This window comes from Mesorhizobium sp. L2C066B000 (genome assembly GCF_000502335.1).
GTDB lineage: Bacteria > Pseudomonadota > Alphaproteobacteria > Rhizobiales > Rhizobiaceae > Mesorhizobium.
The window spans coordinates 42178-58020 of sequence record NZ_AYWZ01000008.1 but is presented as its reverse complement, the minus strand read 5'-3'; the positions used below and the strand labels follow the sequence as shown (position 1 = coordinate 58020).

At 61.8% G+C, this 15843-nt stretch carries 13 protein-coding genes; 10 read left to right on the top strand and 3 right to left on the bottom strand.

Features of this window, described 5'->3' with window-relative positions; genetic code table 11:
• The first annotated feature begins 34 nt into the window (after window positions 1-34).
• The 8 genes from X733_RS148475 (at window position 35) to X733_RS148510 (ending at window position 10233) form a co-directional block, all read left to right on the top strand.
• Window positions 35-2065 carry an SEL1-like repeat protein gene (locus X733_RS148475; protein WP_155924222.1) on the top strand — a complete coding sequence of 677 codons (2031 nt, stop codon included), beginning with the start codon at window positions 35-37 and terminating at the stop codon, window positions 2063-2065.
• Between the two features lie 98 nt (window positions 2066-2163).
• Window positions 2164-4173: an amidase gene (locus X733_RS148480; protein ID WP_023819064.1), complete on the top strand. Its 2010-nt coding sequence runs from the start codon at window positions 2164-2166 to the stop codon at window positions 4171-4173.
• Window positions 4174-4252: 79 nt separating this feature from the next.
• Window positions 4253-4789, top strand: coding sequence for an isochorismatase family protein (locus tag X733_RS148485; protein ID WP_023819063.1), 537 nt, complete (start codon window positions 4253-4255; stop codon window positions 4787-4789).
• 32 nt (window positions 4790-4821) lie between these two features.
• Window positions 4822-5286 carry a GFA family protein gene (locus tag X733_RS148490; RefSeq protein ID WP_023819062.1) on the top strand — a complete coding sequence of 155 codons (465 nt, stop codon included), beginning with the start codon at window positions 4822-4824 and terminating at the stop codon, window positions 5284-5286.
• Between the two features lie 263 nt (window positions 5287-5549).
• Window positions 5550-6563, top strand: a complete 1014-nt coding sequence (locus tag X733_RS148495; protein WP_023715155.1) for a LacI family DNA-binding transcriptional regulator — start codon at window positions 5550-5552, stop codon at window positions 6561-6563.
• On the top strand, window positions 6560-8077 hold the full coding sequence (locus tag X733_RS148500) for a sugar ABC transporter ATP-binding protein (RefSeq protein WP_023819061.1): 1518 nt from the start codon (window positions 6560-6562) through the stop codon (window positions 8075-8077). The genes X733_RS148495 and X733_RS148500 overlap by 4 nt, the downstream gene beginning before the upstream one ends.
• Before the next feature lie 38 nt (window positions 8078-8115).
• Entirely contained in the window at window positions 8116-9129 is a 1014-nt protein-coding gene (locus X733_RS148505) for an ABC transporter permease (RefSeq protein WP_023689830.1), read from the top strand.
• A gap of 120 nt (window positions 9130-9249) precedes the next feature.
• Complete coding sequence (locus X733_RS148510; RefSeq protein WP_023689831.1) at window positions 9250-10233, top strand: substrate-binding domain-containing protein; 984 nt, start codon at window positions 9250-9252, stop codon at window positions 10231-10233.
• A gap of 200 nt (window positions 10234-10433) precedes the next feature.
• Here the strand turns inward: X733_RS148510 and X733_RS148515 are convergent, their stop codons facing one another.
• Window positions 10434-11402, bottom strand: coding sequence for an O-methyltransferase (locus tag X733_RS148515; RefSeq protein WP_023819060.1), 969 nt, complete (start codon window positions 11400-11402; stop codon window positions 10434-10436).
• Window positions 11399-12748 (bottom strand): ATP-binding protein, encoded by a 1350-nt coding sequence (locus X733_RS148520; RefSeq protein WP_155924221.1) that lies wholly within the window; start codon window positions 12746-12748, stop codon window positions 11399-11401. Before X733_RS148520 ends, X733_RS148515 begins: the two co-directional genes overlap by 4 nt.
• A gap of 45 nt (window positions 12749-12793) precedes the next feature.
• On the opposite strand from X733_RS148520, the gene X733_RS148525 reads away from it, so the two are divergent.
• Window positions 12794-13930 (top strand): DNA cytosine methyltransferase, encoded by a 1137-nt coding sequence (locus tag X733_RS148525; RefSeq protein ID WP_050588673.1) that lies wholly within the window; start codon window positions 12794-12796, stop codon window positions 13928-13930.
• Complete coding sequence (locus X733_RS1000000171475) at window positions 13930-14511, top strand: very short patch repair endonuclease (protein ID WP_023819057.1); 582 nt, start codon at window positions 13930-13932, stop codon at window positions 14509-14511. The genes X733_RS148525 and X733_RS1000000171475 overlap by 1 nt, the downstream gene beginning before the upstream one ends.
• A 104-nt stretch (window positions 14512-14615) precedes the next feature.
• On the opposite strand, the gene X733_RS148530 is transcribed toward X733_RS1000000171475, so the two are convergent.
• Complete coding sequence (locus X733_RS148530; protein WP_023819056.1) at window positions 14616-15506, bottom strand: hypothetical protein; 891 nt, start codon at window positions 15504-15506, stop codon at window positions 14616-14618.
• Between the last annotated feature and the right edge of the window lie 337 nt (window positions 15507-15843).

Below are 15843 nucleotides of genomic sequence, written 5' to 3'. Positions count from 1 at the left end.
TGGATTACTGGTGGCTGCAAATGGATTGGGGACGGTGAGCAACAACGACTGGGCGCCCAAAGTGGATACACCTGTCTACAGCCCGCCCACGTCGCGTCGCCGAGGGGTCCTTACCGTCGTTCTGGTGTTGCTGGCGGCTTTTGTGCTGCTCGGTCCTGGCCGAAATTACTATGTGCAGTGGTCAGCGGCACAAAAGGGTGCAGCGGCTCTCCAGGCAAAGGATTATGCCGAGGTATTCCGTCAAATGAAGATCATGGCGGACGCTGGCAATGTTGACGCAAAAGGCCAGCTTGGTGCGCTGTACTGGCGCGGGGAGGGCGTGGCTCAGAACGACAGCCAGGCGGTGTATTGGTGGAAGAAATCCGCCGATGGCGGCAATGCGGAAGCCATAGCAGCACTGGGTCAGGCCTACCTTATGGGCAGGGGCGTTGAAAAGGACAGTCGGCTTGCCGAGAGTTTCTCACGAAAGGCCGCCGATAAAGACAACATGAATGGGCAGTACCAGCTCGGCGTGTTGTACTGGCAGGGCCAAGGGGTCGCGCAAAGTTATGAGCAGGCGCTCTATTGGTGGCGCAAGGCGGCCGATCAGGGGAGCGGGGAGGCTGAATATTCTCTCGGCCAAGTCTATTTAAATGGCCAAGGGGTCGAAAGAAACGATCAACTGGCGTTGAAGTTTTCCAGGCAGTCAGCCGACAAGGGCAATGCGAACGCTCAGTACGCCCTCGGCGTCCTGTATGCGCAGGGTCGGGGTGTTGCGCAAAGCTTCGAGCAGGCTGCCTCATGGTGGCGCAAGGCGGCTGACCAAGGAAGCCTGGAGGCCGCTTTCTGTCTCGGACGCGCCTACTATCTTCACCAAGGCGTCAAGAAGGATGATCAGGCCGCCATAGTGTGGGTGAGAAAGGCAGCCGATCTGGGTGAGCCGAATGCCCAGGCTTTGCTGGGCACTTTGTACTCGCGGGGCCACGGCGTTGAGCAGGATGACCGCCTTGCGTTCGGGTGGTGGATGAAGGCCGCAACCACCGGTCTGACAGAAGCGCAATACGCGGTGGCGGCCGCTTATGGCCAGGGAAAAGGTACCCCTAGGGACGACGGCCAGGCGTTTGCGTGGATGAGCAAAGCCGCCAATCAGGGCTTTGTGTTCGCCCAGTCGAATCTGGGCGGATATTATTCGATGGGCCAAGGCGTCGAGAAGAGCGCCGGGCAGGCGGTCTATTGGTGGCGCAAGGCCGCGGAAGCGGGGAATGCCGAAGCCGGTGCCAATCTGGCCCGGGCGTATTCGCTCGGCGAAGGCGTGGGACGGGACGATGCGTTGGCCGCGACTTGGGCGCAAAAGGCGTCCGACGGGCGAAACGCCGACGCTCAATATATGCTTGGTATCCTCTACAGCCAGGGCCGCGGCGTTGCGCAAGACAATGATCTGGCCTTCCGATGGTGGATGAAGGCTGCTGTCCAAGGCCATGTGGTAGCGCAGTATAATGTCGGGGTCGTGTATCGGGACGGGCAGGGCGTCGGGAAGGATGAAAGGCAGGCATTCGAGTGGCTGAGCAAGGCTGCCGACAAGGACAATGACCTTGCGCAGTTCGCTCTCGGTGGACTGTATTGGGATGGTCTAGGAGTAACGAAGGACCCCGTTCAGGCGGCAAGGCTCTGGCGCAAAGCCGCCGACCAGAGCAATGCATTCGCGCAGAAAGCGCTCGGCACAGCCTATTCCGAGGGTGTTGGCGTTGCGCAAAGCAGTGCGGATGCGGCGGGCTGGTGGCTCAAGGCGGCGCGGCAGGGAAATGTCGATGCCCAGCTAGCCTTAGCGTATGCCTCGGCCAACGGCGTGGGCATTGCCAGAGACGACAAGGCTGCCGAGTCCTGGTGGCTGGAAGCCGCAAAGGCCGGCAGCGTCGATGCCGAGTTCAGTCTGGGCTCGCTCTACTACCGCGGCGTCGATGGGAAACCAAACTACAAGGAAGCCGCCAAATGGTTCTTCAAGGCGGCAGGCCACGGCAGTTCCGGAGCCAAGACCTATCTCGACCTGATGAAGGAAAACGGCCAGCTCGACAGCAAGATGCTGTGAGCCGAGTGCATAAGCGTCGCCGTCGCGCCTTTCGTTTGCGGCGTGACACTCGCATCGCACGATGCGAAGACTCATTGCCGCTGCATCTCGAGAATCCCATGCCCAACCTCCAGCTCGTCGAAGCCTCGATCGCCGACCTGCGCCGCGCGCTGGAAGACGGTACCGTCACCAGCGTCGAGCTGGTGGGCGCCTATCTCAGGCGCATCGCGCATTACGACCGCCATGGCATTGCGCTCAATGCCGTGCCGGTGCTTAACCCGGCAATGTTCGAGGAGGCGGCGGCGTCCGACCTGCGGCGGCGCAATGGCGCCACCCTCGGGCCGCTCGACGGCATCCCCTACACCACCAAGGACAGTTATAAGGTCAAGGGCCTGACGGTGGCCGCTGGCTCGCCCGCCTTCGAGCATCTCGTCGCCAATGAGGACGCTTTCACCATTGCCAGGCTGAGGGCCGGTGGTGCTGTGCTGATCGGGCTGACCAACATGCCGCCAATGGCCAATGGCGGCATGCAGCGCGGCGTCTATGGCCGGGCCGAAAGCCCCTACAATGCAGATTACCTGACCGCCGCCTTCGCTTCCGGCTCGTCCAACGGCTCAGGCACGGCCACCGCCGCCAGCTTCGCCGCCTTCGGGCTGGGCGAGGAGACATGGTCTTCCGGCCGCGCGCCGGCGTCCAACAATGCACTTGTCGCCTACACGCCGTCGCGCGGCGTCATTTCGGTCAGGGGCAACTGGCCGCTGGTGCCGACCATGGATGTGGTGGTGCCGCACACGCGCGGCATTGCCGACATGCTGGAACTGCTCGACGTGATCGTCGCCGACGATGCCGAGACGCGCGGCGATTTCTGGCGTGTGCAGCCCTGGGTGTCGATCGCGAAGAGCGCTGCTCTCAGGCCGCCAAGCTACACTGCGCTCCAACTGCAAGGCTCATTACAAGGCAAACGCCTCGGCGTGCCGAAAATGTATATCGGCCGCGATGGCGGCGCGCCCAAACCCATCGAGACCCGCGCCTCGGTGCTCGACCTCTGGCGGCAGGCGGCGCGTGATCTGGAAAAGCTCGGCGCGGAGGTGGTCGAGGTCGATTTCCCCGTCGTCTCGAACTATGAGCGCGACCGTCCGGGCACAAAAACCATGGTCGAACGCGGGCTGGTGCCGGAAGCATTCGCCGAGCGCGAAATCTGGGATCTCTGCATCTGGGGCTGGGACGATTTCCTGCGCGCCAATGCCGACCCGGCCATCCCCGACCTGGCCACGGTCGACGGGCCAAAAATCTTCCCGCAGCCGCCGGGCGCGCTGCCGGACCGCTATGGCGACGACGGTTTCGATCTGGCCGACTACGTCACGAGCGTCAAGCAGGGCGTGATGCCATTGCTGGATATCCCAACGCTGGCGGAAGGTCTGAAGGGATTGGAGGCGACGCGGCGCATCGACTTCGAGGACTGGCTGGACGAGCACAGGCTCGACGCCGTCGTGCTGCCGGCGGTCGCCGATGTCGGGCCGGCCGATGCCGACGTCAACGAGACCTCTGCAGCAATCGCCTGGCGCAACGGCACCTGGGTTGCCAACGGCAATCTGGTGTGGCGTCATCTTGGCATCCCGACCGTCACCGTGCCGATGGGAACGATGGCCGATATTGGCATGCCGGTCGGGTTGACCTTTGCGGGCAAGGCTTATGGTGATGTGGAATTGCTGCGCCTCGCCGGCGACTACGAGCGCGCCACCCAACGCCGCACGGCCCCGCCGCGCACGCCGGAATTGCCGGACGATGTGTTTGCGGGGCGGCCTGGTGGATTGCGGGCCAGCGATGCGCCGGCGCCGAGGCTTACGCTTGTTGTCGAGACGATGCGGCGAGGAGACCAGGCCGAGATCGCCGTGACGGTTGAACTCGATGCGGAGACCGCTGATCTCAAGGTTCACGTCAATGGCGAAGCCGTTGTCATGCGGCGCAGCGGCACAAGCTTTCACGGTCGCATCCTGGTGCCGGCCGGCGAGCACGAAAGAATGCACAGTGTGTGGCGAGGCGCTTACGGCTCGATCGTTACGGCCGTCATCCGGCTGGAGGATGGACGCACGGCTGGTGCTTACGTGGTCGCGGGTGGAATCGGGTGAGGTACATGTAATCTCCCCAAGGGGGAGATCAGCAGCTTCGCCGTCTTGACCCTCCCATCGCCCGCGTTATCTTCGCGCCATGCCAAACCTCGCTCCCCTCATCGTCATCGACCTCCAGACCAACATGTTCGACGGCCGCGTCGAGCCGCCGATCCACGATGCGCCTGGTATCGCCGAGCGTACCCGCTCGCTGATCGACTGGGCGCGGCGCGAGGGGCGCAAGGTTGCTTTCATCAGGCATGACGGGCCGGCCGGCGATCCGCTGGCGCCCGGCGAGCCGGGTTGGCCGGTATGGCCGGAACTCGGCCAGGCCAAGGACGAGCCGACATTCTCCAAGACCGTCCGCAACGCCTTCTCGAATGCCGAGCTTGGCGCCTGGGTGGCCGGGCAAGGGGCCGGCGAAGTCGTGCTTGCCGGAGCGCAAACCGATTTCTGCATCGCCGGCACCGTCAAGGGCGCCCTGGCCGAGGGCCTCGGCGTTACCGTCGTTTCCGATGCCCATTCCACGCTGGACACTGAAGGCGAAACCGCGACCGAGATCATCGCCCGGTACAATGCGGACTTCACCGATGCCGGCGCCACGCTGGTGACGACGAAGGCGCTGACCGGCGACTGAAGCGCCGGCGCTTCGAATACTGGGAGACTACCGTGCCAACCCTGAAATTGCCGGCCGAAGGCGGGTGCCGCTGCGGACGTGTGCGGCTCAAGATTTCCGCAAAACCGCTTTTGACCATGGCTTGCCATTGCACCGGCTGCCAGCGCATGTCGGCCAGCGCCTATTCACTGAGCGCCGCCATTCCCTCGGACGGCTTCGAAATCATGCAAGGCGAGCCGGTGATCGGCGGGCTGCACGGCGCCTCGCGTCATTACTTCTGCCCGCATTGCATGAGCTGGATGTTCACCCAGCCCGAAGAGCTCGACTGGTTCGTCAATCTGCGCCCCACCATGCTCGACGAGCCCGGCTGGTTCACGCCGTTCATCGAGACATGGACCAGCGAGAAACTCCCCTGGGCAACGACGCCTGCGGTGCATAGTTACGAGGCGCTGCCGGCCTTCGAGGCGTATGAGGGGCTGGTGGCGGAGTTTGCGGAAACCGCGAATCTCCCCCCTTGAGGGGGAGATGGCCGGCAGGCCAGAGGGGGTCGGTGCGACTGGGCTCGACGTCCTTGCTGCAGATGGAGGTTGGCGCTTCACGCGCGGCGACCCCCTCTGTAGCCTTTGGGGACATCTCCCCTCAAGGGGGGAGATAAGCCCCGCTAAAAATTTCATCGAATCGATTGCGCAAACGTTTCGATCACCCTAAGCTCGCCCTGAAATCCGCCAACAGAGCGGATGGGAAACGCATAGGGAGGAGCGCTTGCAGGCGCTTAGTTTTATTGCCGACAATGGCTGAAGTGGCGCGGCGCGCCGGCGTGTCGGTGTCGACCGTCTCGCATGTCGTCAACAACACGCGCTTCGTTTCGCTGGAAAAGGCGAGGCTGATCAACGACGCCATTGCCGCCATGGGCTACCAGCCCAACGAGCTGGCGCGCTCGCTGAAGGCCTCGACCACCAACAGCGTCGGCCTGGCGATCTCGGCGATCTCCAACCCTTATTTCACCGACATCATCTGCGCGGTCGAGGCCGAATGCGCACGGCTTGGGCTGATGGTCTTCCTGTCGGACACCCAGGAAGATCCCGACCGCGAGCTGCAGGTGGTGCGCGCTTTCCATCAGCGCCGCGTCGACGGCGTCATCCTGGCCCCGTCGGGCTCGCCGCAGCGCGCCATCGATTACCTCGCCGACAAGAAGATGCCATGCGTTCTGATCGACCGTTTCGCCGACGAGCGCTTCGACCAGATCGGCGTCGAGAACGAAACGTCGATGCGCGCGCTGATCGACCATGTCGCCTCCTTCGGCCACAAGCGCATCGGCTATATCGCCGGACAGCCCGGCCTGACGACGACGCGCGAGCGCATCGAGGCGTTCCAGGCTTCGCTCGCCGCCAATGGACTTGAGTGCGTGACGCGCTATCTCTCGGCCGAGAATGTCGACACGGCGGCGGCGACCGCATCCACCCACGCCATCCTGTCGCTGCCGTCGCCACCAACCGCATTGGTCACCGGCAACAACATGACGACGATCGGAGCCGTCCGCGCCATCCGCGAAAAAGGCCTCACCATTCCGGGCGATCTGTCGCTGGCCGGCTTCGACGATTTCGAATGGGCCGATTGTTTCGAGCCGCGCCTGACGCTGGTGGCGCAGCCCTGCACCGAGATCGGCCGCCAGGCGGCAGCGCTGCTCAGTGCCCGTATAGCCGCGACCGCTTCAGCGCCGCGTTCGGTGCGGCTGCAGGCGACGCTGCGGGCGCGCGCCTCCTGCGGAAGGCCGACCCACACGAGGCTAACATGAGCGCGCCGCTGCTGATAATGACCGGCGCCGTCAAACGCTTCGGCGGCGTGCAGGCGCTGCGCGGCGTCGACTTCGACCTCAAGGCGGGCGAAATCCACGCGCTGCTCGGCGAAAACGGCGCCGGCAAGTCGACGCTGATGAACCTTCTGTCGGGCGTCTACACGCCGGACGAAGGCACGATCGAGATCGACGGCAAACCCGTGCGCTTCAACAACCCGCGCGAGGCGCAAGGTGCCGGCATCGCCACCATCTTCCAGGAGCTCGACCTGGTGCCGTCGCTCGATGTCGCCGCCAATCTTTTCCTCGGCCGCGAACTGATGCGTCCCGGCGGCTTCCTCGACGTGCCGGCAATGCGCCGTGAGGCCAAGAAGCGGCTGGAGGCGATCGAGATCGCCATCGATCCGGCTGCCATGGTCGCCGATCTGTCGATCGGCCAGCGCCAGGTGGTGGCGATCGTCAAGGCGCTGTCCTATGCCTCGCGCGTGCTGATCATGGACGAGCCGACGGCAGCACTTACCGTCGGCGAAGTCGAGCGGCTGTTCGACATCATGCGCAAGCTTGCCGCCACCGGCGTCGGCATCGTCTACATCTCGCACCGGCTGGAGGAAGTGCCCGGCATTGCCGACCGGGTGACGGTGATGCGCGACGGCCGCGTTGCTGGCATCACCGAGCCGCACGCGCCGCAGGCGGAGCTGGTGCGGCTGCTGGTCGGGCGTCCGCTCGACGAGCTCTATCCCCAACGCGCCAAAGCGGCGGGCAAGCCGCTGCTCAGTCTGAGGAACGCCAGCTTCAAGCTCGCCCGCGACAGCGCCGGCTGGCAGGCGCCGCAAGGCGTGTCGCTCGATGTCCATGAAGGCGAGATCGTCGGCCTGGCCGGCATTATGGGGGCCGGGCGCACCGAACTCTTGTCCGCGCTCTACGGCACCGGCCTGTCCGGCCGCTGGGAGGGCGAGGTCGCCATTTCGGGCAAGCCGGTAAAACTGGATTCGATCAGCGCTGCCCGCCACGCCGGCATCGCCTTCGTGACCGACGACCGCAGGGGCTCGGGCCTGATGCTGCGCATGGCGGTCGGCCTCAATCTGGTGATGTCGGTCATATCCAGAATCTCGCCGAACTGGCTGGTGTCGCCGCGCCGTCAGGCCGAAGCGGTGAAAGAGTCCTTCAGCCAGTTCGACATCCGGCCGAAGAACCCCGAAATCGCGGTCGGCGCGCTGTCGGGGGGCAACCAGCAGAAGGTGGTGCTGGCGAAGGAAATCCTCGGCAATCCGCGCCTGTTGCTTCTCGACGAGCCGACACGCGGCGTCGATGTCGGCGCCAAGGGCGAGATTTACCAGCGGCTCAGGGCACTCGCCGCGCAGGGGCTGGGCATTCTGGTGGCGTCCAGCGAGATGCCGGAGCTGATCGGTCTGTGCGACCGCATCGTGGTGCTGCGCCAAGGGCGCAATGTGGCGGAATTCTTGGGCGGCGTCGACGAGCACACGGTGCTGGCCGCAGCTAACGGCAGGGAGGCCTGATGTCTCAGGACAACAATCCAGTGGCAGCGAGCCCGGTGATGGCGGCGCCTCAAAAGCATCGCGACCCGCTGGCGCTCATCGTGCGCTTCCAGAGCCTGATCGGCCTGGTACTGGTGGCGATCGGCGGCATCATCTTCTCGCCGCGCCGCCATGGCGAGATCCTGTTCCTCAACCCCGACAACATCGCCAACATCGTGCGCGCCGTGTCGGAGACCGGCATCATCGCCATCGGCATGACCTTCGTCATCATCACCGCCGGCATCGACCTGTCGGTCGGCGCGGTGCTTGGCCTGTCCAGCGTCGTCACCGCATCGATGATGATCTCCGGCGGCTTCGGCCTGATCCCCACCATCCTCGCCGTGCTCGCTTTGGGCATCGTCTTCGGCGCCATCCAGGGCACCATCTCGACGCGTTTCAGGCTGGAACCGTTCATCGTCACGCTGGCCGGTCTGCAGGCCGCGCGCGGGCTGGCGCTGGTCGTCTCCGGCAATCAGTACATCAACATTTCCTATGGCGAAGGGCCGGGCCTGGCGCCGCCGGTGTTCGCCGTGCTGGGCGAGCGGCTGTTCAACAACACCGTGCCGGTGGCGACGCTTGTGTTCGTCGTCTTTGCCGCGATCGCCACCATCGTGCTCAACACCACGCGCTTCGGCCGCTATGTCTTTGCCGTCGGCGGCAATGAGCGCGCCGCGCGCATATCCGGCGTGCCGGTGTCGATGGTGAAAATCTCGGTCTATGCCATCACCGGCTTTGCCGCCGCCCTTGCCGGCATCGTGCATGCCGGCCAGTTCAATTTCGGCAGCGCCAATGACGGCATGGGCTATGAGCTCACCGCCATCGCCGCCGTGGTGATCGGCGGCACCAGCCTGTTTGGCGGCGCCGGCTCGATGGTCGGCACCGTTGCCGGCACCATCATGCTGGGCGCGCTCGCCAACATCCTGCAGCTCAACAACATCACCCCCGCCATGCAGCTGCTCGCGACCGCCGCGATCATCGTTTTGGCGGCAGTGCTTCAATCCCTCGTTCGCCGCCGCGAGGGGTTGGGTCGTTAGTGCATGTCGCGCAAAAGGTTTTGCGATGACGATATGCACAAACAAACAAGGAGGAGACGGCAACACCTGAACGTCAAACCAAGGTCTGGCCCCCTGGCCGGACGAGGAGGAGAGTGAGTTATGAAAACGACACTAAGAGGATCGACCCTCAAGGCCGTGCTGCTGGCCGGCGCCGGCCTGTGCATTGCAGGCTCCGCTTACGCCGCCGAGCCGCTGGTGAAAGCCTGCGCCAAGGACGGCCAGTTCGTCATCGGCTTCTCGCAGGCCAACAATGCCGAGCCCTACCGCCAGCACGTCAATGACGAGCTGGAGGCGGCCGCCAAGGAAGTGCCCGGCTTCACGCTGCAGATCGCCGACGGCGCCGGCAACGTCAACACGCAGACCTCGCAGGTCGACAATTTCATCACCCAGAAGGTCGACATCCTGCTGATCTCGCCCTTCGAGGCAGCACCCCTGACGCCGGCGGTGAAGCGCGCCATGGATGCCGGCATCCCGGTCATCGAGCTTGACCGCAAGACGGTCGGCGACCCCGGCAAGGACTACACCGCCTTCATCGGCGGCGACAATTTCAAGATCGCCGAGGAAGCCGGAAAATACACCGCCAAGACGCTGCTGCCCGATGGCGGCGAGGCGGCGGTGCTCCAAGGCCTGCCGAGCTCGACGCCGGCCGTCGAGCGCCTCAACGGCTTCAAGGAAGGCGTGAAAGGCAACCCGAAGGTCCAGATCGTCGCCGAGCAGGCCGCCGACTGGGTGCCGGACAAAGCGCAGGTCGCCTTCGCCGCCATGCTGCAGGCGCACCCCGACATCAAGGTGCTCTACGCCAGCAACGACATGATGGCCGCCGGCGCGCTGCTCGCCGCCAAGGGTGCGGGCAAGGACGTCAAGATCATCGGCACAGACGGCCTGCCGGGCCCGGCCGGCGGCATCGAGGCGGTGGCCAAGGGCGACTGGGTCGCAACGTTCACCTACCCGACGGGCGCCAAGGAAGCGATCGAGATGTCGAAGAAGATCCTGCTCGACTGCGCGACCGAGGTGGACAAGACGGTGACGGTGGAGACCACCGCGATCACGGCCGAGAATGCCAAGCAGCTGATGGGGAAGTGAGGGGCAATCAGAGCCCGGCACTGAGATGATGCGCAAGGCCCCGAGAGGGGCCTTGTTTTTTAGGCCGCAAGTTCTTTGATCACCCCAACAGCAACATGCAGGAGCCGAAAAACTCGAGCACCACTATCGCGCTGTCGTACCGAGGCCAAACTCGGTAGACTTTACAATGATCTCGCCGGAGGGCGGTAGGTCGCTCTTAGCTATCCCTCGAGAACGGCGTAGCTGGGCCAATAACGATAGAACCCCGCGAAATCTCGAGCATCCGAAGGAGGAATGGCCCCCACCGCTACGGTTGTCCCCGTTGCCCATGGGAGTGTTTGCTCAATCATTCGAGCCTCTCGGGGAGTGATTTTTGGGAAAGGAATTCGAACCGGCTTGCCCGGTTCAGAAATAAAGTCGAGTGCTTGGAAGTGACATGCCTCGAGTTGGAAGGCTTCCGCATTACTCACGAAAACCCCCACCAGCGTCGTCATCTTAACTCCGTCCTCATATTCGAATGAGCATATCGGTTTGAACGTTAGAACTTGTTCTCGTTCCGAACCGGCGTTCCGAGCCACCAAAGCGCTTTCGATCTCTTGAGATAAAAGCCGCCGGGCGATTTTGCCGAACTTCCATCCAAACAAGTCTGTCTCGCCGACATCGGCTCCGAGCCGTTCTCGGCCAAAACGTCCTTCAAAGCGCGCGAATGCGGATGGTCCACCCTGATCGTCGTCGGACTCAGTCACTTCTGCAGCTTTTTGACACTGAACAGAAATCGCAGTCACCGTGCCTGAGCGAGCACGCGCGGCGACCGATCTCGCGTCCATCAGCATCCCAAGCGTGAGGGGATCATCGTAGTCGAGCCATATGAAATGTCGTTTCGTCCAGTCTAGGTCGGGCAGCGCAACATCGGAACTGCGATAGTCTATCGCAACCGACGCGAAGGGTTTGTTGGCATCGATCCTGGGCTTGGCATCCGCCTGTCTCTCTATAGAGAGCATGTTCCGAACCCCCAGGGTGCGATGAAACAGGGCAAAGTCCGTAAACCAAACTGACCCGAAACCGACATAGACATAATCTTCAACAGGCTGAAAAGGACGAAGGCGCCGAAATATTTCGCCTAACATGCGACGCTCTGCGTGCTTGGAAGGGCGAAGCGAATAGTCAATCCTCCTGAAGCTGGCGGTCATTCCGACCTCTGCGATTCTAAAATCATATCGAATGTTTTCTCACCAACGGCGCGCGCGCTCCCCAAATCAAGAGCGTCTTTTAAATAATCAACATCCTCGATTCGGCGAGAGTATTGAATTTTCACCGTCTTTGGTTTGAATTGTACTGAAGAGCGGCTTGGTGCAACAAAATCGGACTTTCCTGTTACACGTTCAGCTTTGACCGTTGGCGCTTGAGTTACGTATTGATAAAGAGGGCTGCTTTCTCGCGTATTCGCATCGATGTCCTGATCTAGATCGTTCAGGAATGTAATTACAGGCCTCATCATTTCGATCATTCTGGAAAAAGCGCGTTGCCAGACTGAGCTGTCGACGTCTACGTCGGTCTTGGTCGTGTTCCACGGAACGCGAGATGAGTCTTCGGAGTCGAACCAAACGATCCCGCGGAATCTTGCATATTGGTTGTGAAAATTCGGCACCATTAGTCGATCGGATTCGTTCTCCAAGAGGCCCCACCCAGTGATGTCTCGACGATCTGCCGATAGCACCACGCGGCCGTTGCATATGACGTACCAACCCGCTTCGCGCGGTATAGAGGCACCGACGCCGACAGTTATTTTGATAAAGACCGCTAGTTTGCCGGGCTCCTCGATCACAAAGTCGTCACGTCCCGGTTTCAGCTGCTCGTTGAAGCTTAAATACAGGTCGGAAGCGTCAATGTGACGACCATTCACCGAGATGCTCAGGCCCTGACTGATGAACTGTCGGTGTTTCGATTTGATGAGGTCTACAACCAAATTAGAGAAGTTGGTGGTCGCGAACCGCGCGGCAACGTCTGGACGAAGTCGATCAACAATAATTTGCGTTCCAGGCTTGGTCGTAGAAATGGTCTCGCGTTCACCAAAAGCGACCCAAGGAAAATGCCAATCGCCTCGCTCCAGCCAAATAGGCACGTCGAGCGCGACGGCCCATTCATCGGCTGTCGTGGCAGATCGCACCACAAAATGCTCGCCGAATTTGAACAAAGCACGTTTCATTCCTACGCCGAACTGGCCTATGGAACTGGGGGTTCGAGGTGTTCCCTGTGGACGGCCGAAGCGGAACGCGTAGTTTATTGCGTCTTCCCTGCTGAAGCCGCCGCAATTGTCGGTTATGCTAAAAACCGTTCCGGTGATTACAAGTTCGACCGAGTGATTCCCAAATTCCCCGCCAGCTGCTGCCAAACGCTTCGCGCCGTCGACGCAGTTGTCTACAAGATCAAGAACAGCCTGCTCGAGCGAAATGTCACGCGTTAGCATTCCAACGAAGAATTCTCTTGTCGGCTCGGCACTTGGCTGCCGTTCTGTCGCAGTCTGTTCAACGCTCAATTTTTTGCTCCCCAACACCCCGGAACATACAGATAGAGGCAGACGATGGCTTTGTCGAGGATCAAGGCCGGTCGTAATATAATTGGAGATTGCGGGTTGCTAAGGACGCTCGATCTGTTCAGTGGCTGTGGTGGGTTCAGTCTAGGAGCCCATGCTGCCGGCATGAAGACAGTCCTGGCTGTGGATATAGACCAAACACTTTCCAGCTCTTTTGGAATAAATTTTCCGGAAGGCAAAATGCACTTGGGAGATATCTCCAATCTCACAGATTCTAAGCTGAATAGACTTATTCCAGAGGGGGTGGATGCGATTATCGGAGGCGCGCCCTGCCAAGCATTCAGTGAGATAGGCGCGAACGATCCGTCCGACCCACGCCGGAAATTGGTATCTCAGTTTTTTCGCGTTGTAGCTTCTGTCGACCCTGCCTTTTTCGTCTTTGAAAATGTCAGAGGGTTGATGTTTGAAAAGAATGTGGGTGAGCTTCATACAGGCCTAAAGGGCCTCCCTTCGCACTGGAAAATTTTAGGACCTGTGATCGTAGATGCTTCCGATTTCGGGGCACCCACGCGTCGGAAACGCGTGATCGTCTTTGGCTTCAACACGCGTAAGGTCTCCGTTCCGAAGCTGGAGGCATTGATAAACCCGGTCGCAGAGCGGGTAACTGTTGAGGACGCAATCAGCGATTTGCAAGGATCTGCTCCCGCCACCCCCGGCGAGGCTGGCTTTAGTCGCTGGAACTACAAAGCGGTACCTACGTTGTCGACATATGCGCTCCGCATGCGAGATCCTTCGGGCTATTTCACCGGTCACATGAAAACTCAGCACTCCGAATCAACTCTAGGTCGATTTGCCAAGCTTCGGCCCGGCGAAGTTGATGCTATTGGGCGATATCCAAGGCTCGAATGGCACGGGCTTTGTCCGACGCTCAGAGCGGGGACGGGCAGCGATAAAGGGTCCTATCAGGCCGTCCGCCCGGTGCATCCGGACGAGGACAGGGTGATTACGCCTCGCGAGGCGGCTCGCCTCCAAGGTTTTCCGGATCGCTTCATCTTTCACCCCACCGTTTGGCATAGCTGTCGGATGATCGGAAACAGTGTGTCGCCAATCATGGCCGAAGTACTTCTCAAGCGTGCCGTCGTTTTCAGTGGTGCAGGTCGTGCATCGAGTATTGCGGCAGAATAATGGTAGATCGCCTTACTCCAGATCGGCGCTCATCTTTGATGGCAAAGGTGGGAAGCAAGAATACCCTTCCAGAGCAGCGGGTGCGGAAATGTGCGCATGCGCTAGGCTATAGGTTTCGACTGCACCGCAAATCTCTGCCTGGATCGCCCGACGTGGTATTCCCGAGACTAAGAAAAGTCATCTTTGTACACGGTTGCTTTTGGCACCGACATCTCGGTTGCCCGAAAGCAGGTCTGCCGAAAACTCGAGTTGAATTTTGGTCCGAAAAGTTTGCGAGTAACGTGACGCGAGACGCCGCGAATACCCAAGCATTGGAAAGATTGGGTTGGCAGGTTTTGATCGTATGGGAATGCGAGACACGCGATGCGCTGCGTCTGGTCACGACTGTAGGTGATTTCCTAGGGCAAGCCGAACCGATCAGCGGCGAGATGCCGAAAATGTTGCGGACGGCGCGGCTGAAGACCGAGGCATTGCCAGAGCAGCATTGCTCGGCAATGACGCCGATAAGAGGTTTGGCTGCGCCGGATCGGTCGGCGCCTGGTAAGGGCGCGACAAACGTCGTTGCTGGACATACGCGCTGACGCCGCGTGAACACAGCCGGCCCTTACCTCACGTTTAGCTCCGCTATGTAGGCATTCGGTCTCCCGGCTGGCGCCCGGCCTGGCGCGCCTGCACGCCGTCGGATTTATTGCGCCGGAGCCGGAGCCGGAGCCGGAGCTGGCGCGGGTGCCACGGGCGCTGCCGCCGCAGTCGCGAACCCGCACTGCTTCTGTTCCATCTCGATCTGCTTGGTGATGCGGATGGCGTTCTGGGCGTAGGCTTCGGTCACCGAGCCGCTGTTGACGGTCTTGTCCTTCAGCGGGCTGACGGCCGCGCAGAGGTGGAAGACATGCTCGGTGTCGGACTTGGCGGCGCCGTTTTCCGGCGCGATCCAGTAGACGATATCCTGGCCATTGGGGTGTGCCGCGTCCTTCGTCGCCGCGGCCACCGTGGTGGAGTCGGTGGCGATCGCCTGCGCCTGGGCGGCGACCTCGGGCGAGCAGGCCGTGGTCGGCTGCCCCGCCTTGATCTGTTCCGCGCACGAGTTCATGTCCTGCGTGTACTGCTCGACCGATGGCGGCTGATAGCTGACCCCGATCAGCGTCGCCAGCACGGCAAGCACGGCGCCGATGCCGCCGGCCACCTTCTTGCTCTTCGGGTCCATGTTCTTGTCGTTGAGGATCAAGATAACCAGCGGCAGGAAGGCAATGAGCGTGATGATCGCGCCGAGCTGGTTCTGGACGAAGAACCGGAACGTGTCGGATTCGCGGGCCGGGTCCTTCCTGTTGGCCGCCTTCCAGAGCAGGCTGCCGGCGATGGCGAAGATCGCGATCCCGACCAGAATGCCGATCAGCAGCGGCAGGTTGCCCTGATCGAACTTGTGCTTGTAGAGCAGTACGATCCCGGCGATCTCGCCGCCAATGGCGATGACCCACGACAGCGCGGCGAACAGGCGCAGCCGCGTGGCCCCGGACTTCTGGCCCTGCGTTGCTTGCCAGTCCTTGGTTACGTCTACGGTCGGCTTGTTGTCGGTCATGACCAGATCCCCCGGTATCGACACTTCTGCGGAGCGGCGTCAAAGGCGCCCGGCGCAGCGTCATTGATCGAACGTCGCCTGCCCCGGCGCGAAAGCGCCACGGCAGACCCCATCCTTATTGCGCATGATGGGATTCGTCCATAGCCGAGGCGGCGGACGAGGATGCCGGCGATGGCGCGGAGGAGGGCAGGGCAATCGCATAAGGCGGCGCCAGCCCCACTCCGTCCGCCGCGGCCACCTCCCCCATGTCCATGGGGAGAGGAAACCCAGGCCCATCAAGGCCGCGACCTCGGTGATTGGCATTTCCTCTCCGTCCGCGGAGCGGGGCAATCGAATA

Bases quoted from the DNA above. Each gene is read 5' to 3' on its own strand.
- X733_RS1000000171475 (WP_023819057.1), top strand. From the start codon at position 13,930: ATGGTAGATCGCCTTACTCCAGATCGGCGCTCATCTTTGATGGCAAAG.
- X733_RS148525 (WP_050588673.1), top strand. From the start codon at position 12,794: ATGGCTTTGTCGAGGATCAAGGCCGGTCGTAATATAATTGGAGATTGC.
- X733_RS148480 (WP_023819064.1), top strand. From the start codon at position 2,164: ATGCCCAACCTCCAGCTCGTCGAAGCCTCGATCGCCGACCTGCGCCGC.
- X733_RS148500 (WP_023819061.1), top strand. From the start codon at position 6,560: ATGAGCGCGCCGCTGCTGATAATGACCGGCGCCGTCAAACGCTTCGGC.
- X733_RS148485 (WP_023819063.1), top strand. From the start codon at position 4,253: ATGCCAAACCTCGCTCCCCTCATCGTCATCGACCTCCAGACCAACATG.
- X733_RS148505 (WP_023689830.1), top strand. From the start codon at position 8,116: ATGGCGGCGCCTCAAAAGCATCGCGACCCGCTGGCGCTCATCGTGCGC.
- X733_RS148530 (WP_023819056.1), bottom strand. From the start codon at position 15,506: ATGACCGACAACAAGCCGACCGTAGACGTAACCAAGGACTGGCAAGCA.
- X733_RS148510 (WP_023689831.1), top strand. From the start codon at position 9,250: ATGAAAACGACACTAAGAGGATCGACCCTCAAGGCCGTGCTGCTGGCC.
- X733_RS148515 (WP_023819060.1), bottom strand. From the start codon at position 11,402: ATGACCGCCAGCTTCAGGAGGATTGACTATTCGCTTCGCCCTTCCAAG.